The organism is Streptomyces sp. NPDC104367 (assembly GCF_055583825.1).
This window is the reverse complement of record NZ_JBVJND010000085.1, coordinates 1-2,851: the sequence shown is the minus strand read 5'-3', so window position 1 is coordinate 2,851 and position 2,851 is coordinate 1. Positions and strand designations below refer to the sequence as shown.

Below are 2,851 nucleotides of genomic sequence, written 5' to 3'. Positions count from 1 at the left end.
GCCCAGTCCTCCACTTTCAGCACCCTCCAGATCATCAAGGGGGGTTAATTCTGCGGGAGCACCTGGGGGTCATTCTTACGGGAGCAACGACACCACGTCCTGATCTCGGCGGTGTTGTGGATGGCGTAGTTGTCACAGACGACGTGCACGTCGAGTCCGGCGGGGACCGCCTTGTCGATCCTGGTCAGGAACTTCTTGAACTCGATCGCCCGGTGGCGGCGGTGCAAGGCCGATATGACGGTGCCGTCGGCGATGTTGAAGGCGGCGAACAGGCTGGTGATGCCGTGCCTCAGATGGTCGTGGGTGCGGCGTTCGGGCATGCCCGGCATCATCGGCAGCACCGGCTGGGACCGGTCCAGGGCCTGGATCTGGGACTTCTCGTCCACACAGAGCACGACCGCCTTCTCGGGCGGGTGGTGGTACAGGCCGACGACGGCGAAGAAGAACAAGGTCGAGCTGTGCTTCAGTCCGGCCTACGCCTCCTGGGCGAACCCGAGCGAAGCGCACTTCGGACCGCTGCGGCAGTTCACCATCGCCAACTCCAACCACCGCAACCACACCGTCCAGACCCGGGCACTGCACGCCTACCTGCGCTGGCGCAACGCCAACGCCCGCCACCCCGACGTACTTGCCGCCCAACGCAAGGAACGCACCCGCATCCGCAGCGAGATGGGCATCCGCTGGGGCGGAGGCCCCCTCAACACCGCAGCCTGACCGACCGCGAACCGCAGCCCCGGAGTGCCGGAAGGGACAGATGGACGACTCAGGAGGCGAACGGCTCGATCTCCCCCGCAAAGACGATGACCTGGTCGATGAGGCTCCGCCGCAGATGGACGACGTCCGTTCCCGCCAGGCGGGGACCGCCGTCCGGCGTGGTGAAGACCCACTGGTACCGGGCCCACTCGTCGGGCATGTCCACCGCCGAGCAGCGCACCATCGTGCCGGTCCCTGCCGGATGGCGCCGGATGTCCAGCACGAACCGCTCGACCGCCGCGATTCCTTCGCTGCGACCCAACGGCCCCCAGAAGACCACGTCTGAGGTCAGGGCCTGGGAGAGCAGGGCAGTCACATAGCCGTCGTCCGAGGCGTTGAACGCGGAGATGAACGTGTCGATCGCGGAGCGTGCCGTCTCTTCCTGCATGCCCCAGTAATACCAGCCGTTGCGCGTGTGCTCGTCCCGCGAGCCGCCTTCCGACACACGGTGGACCATCCCGCTCACAGCACTAGGCAGTTTCGTTTGGATCAGTTGGTCGTTCGTCCGGGTATGGCGCTGAGTGAGGCGCAGTGGGCGCGGATCGAGCCGTTGCTCCTGGACCGGACGCCCTGGCGGGGCCTCGGTGGCGTGATCACCGGGAGGTGATCGACGTGATCGCCTTCAAGTTCCAGACCGGCACGCAGTAGGTGCATCTGCCTGAGAAGTACGGCAGCTGGCGGGGCGTCTACAACCGGCTGCGGATGTCGGCCGTCGACGGCACCTGGGAGCGAGTGTTCGGACAGGGGCCTAAAGTGCCCCTATGACTTTCGTCCAGCGGTAGCGATCTTGGGTGGTTCGTAGAAGGTGCCATCCCGAAACATGGCGTAGGGGACGTCGAAGCGACGGCGGGCGAGACAGACGAGAGCCGCGACGTGGGGCTTTCCCTCGTGGCATTTCTTGTCGTAGTAGGCGCGTGAGTCCGGCTGGGAGAGAGGCGAACACGGCAAGGCAGAAGGCTCGCTCGAACCGCTTGTCGGGGTCGAGGGTTGATGGTCAGGCCAGCTTCGGCGAGGCAGCCGTCGATGAGTTCGGGGTGGTGCTGAATATGGGCAAGACCTCAGCGGAGCGTGTGGGTGAGGCGGTCGGGATCGATGAATGCGGTGTTGGCCATGGGCCCTCGCGGCAACAGGGACCAGACACCTTCCACCGGGGCTCTCCGCCTGATCTGCTCAAACCAAAGTTGAAAACGGCTCAAATGATGAAATCGGTTGCGTACCCGTCATGTTGAACCGCTGAGCCCTGTGGCCCCTCGCCGTGGCCTCGGCTGCATTGCCTGAGGACGGATGCACTGCAGATCACGTTCATGCACGTCCCCCAGCACGTCGGTGACCTGAATTCTGATGTCGAGTACAGATAAACACTCAACCGCCTTTGGCCCTAATGCAAGAACTTCCAATCCTTCCCGAGAGTCGCTCGTCATTGGTATGGCCGCCCCGCGACCAAGGTGTTCGAGATAAAAATCATGGTCCCGACCCAGGCCAAGTGTCGCAAGGACCTCAATCGTGGCGTGCCAGGAGATCCAACCGGACGGGATCTCGGCCTGTCCCACATACCGAGGGAAGACTCCAAGACGGTAGGCCACGGAATGCACCACGGCTCGTCCACCGCCTGCGTTGATCACGAACACTGTGCGCGAGGAGTCCGCCACCTCGCAGCTCTGTCCCGGCCGTGCCGACCAGCTGATTACTGGATGTAGCGTTTGAGCCAACTGCTTCCGGGTCACTATTATGCCGACCAGCAGGGCGACGATGGTCGCGCAAGTAGACACGTCAAGCACGGTAAATCGCCAGGGCCATACGGAGTTGTCCTGCTTGCCCAGGTTCACCTTGACGACCTCCCAGGCCAGATCAGCGACCGCGAGAATAAGTAGTACCCAGGGAAGCTGTTGGGTCCTGCCGTTCGTCGAGATGCGCCGCTGCGTCCACAAAGTCTCCTGCACTCGTCCCCCTGTCTCCGAGCCACTCCGCCCTCTCACCATGCCGTGCCCTATGTCCCGAGGCAATGATTCCTAATGCTGTCTGTCAAGCCGCGAGAGCGGTGGGTGGTACGGGTTCGTAGGTCCGTCCGTCGCGCAGGAGGGCCCAGAGGACGTTGACG

General features: G+C 63.7%; 2 protein-coding genes and 3 pseudogenes. 1 reads left to right on the top strand and 4 read right to left on the bottom strand.

Annotation, left to right across the window (positions count from 1 at the left end; genetic code table 11):
- Nucleotides 1–92: 92 nt before the first annotated feature.
- A pseudogene (locus tag ACZ619_RS45705) lies at nt 93–434 on the bottom strand (transposase); the annotation flags it as partial.
- A gap of 1 nt (nt 435) precedes the next feature.
- Here ACZ619_RS45705 and ACZ619_RS45700 point away from each other — a divergent pair.
- A pseudogene (locus ACZ619_RS45700) lies at nt 436–714 on the top strand (IS630 family transposase); the annotation flags it as partial.
- Between the two features lie 49 nt (nt 715–763).
- On the opposite strand, the gene ACZ619_RS45695 reads toward ACZ619_RS45700, so the two are convergent.
- The 3 genes and pseudogenes from ACZ619_RS45695 to ACZ619_RS45685 all read right to left on the bottom strand — a co-directional run bounded on the left by ACZ619_RS45695 (nt 764) and on the right by ACZ619_RS45685 (nt 2,693).
- Nucleotides 764–1,141 carry a nuclear transport factor 2 family protein gene (locus ACZ619_RS45695; RefSeq protein ID WP_469611966.1) on the bottom strand — a complete coding sequence of 126 codons (378 nt, stop codon included), beginning with the start codon at nt 1,139–1,141 and terminating at the stop codon, nt 764–766.
- A gap of 601 nt (nt 1,142–1,742) precedes the next feature.
- Nucleotides 1,743–1,904: pseudogene (locus ACZ619_RS45690) on the bottom strand (IS630 family transposase); the annotation flags it as partial.
- Nucleotides 1,905–1,973: 69 nt separating this feature from the next.
- Nucleotides 1,974–2,693 (bottom strand): hypothetical protein, encoded by a 720-nt coding sequence (locus tag ACZ619_RS45685; RefSeq protein WP_469611964.1) that lies wholly within the window; start codon nt 2,691–2,693, stop codon nt 1,974–1,976.
- Nucleotides 2,694–2,851 lie beyond the last annotated feature (158 nt).

Coding starts and splice junctions, on each gene's coding strand:
- ACZ619_RS45695 (WP_469611966.1), bottom strand. CDS start 1,141: ATGCAGGAAGAGACGGCACGCTCCGCGATCGACACGTTCATCTCCGCG.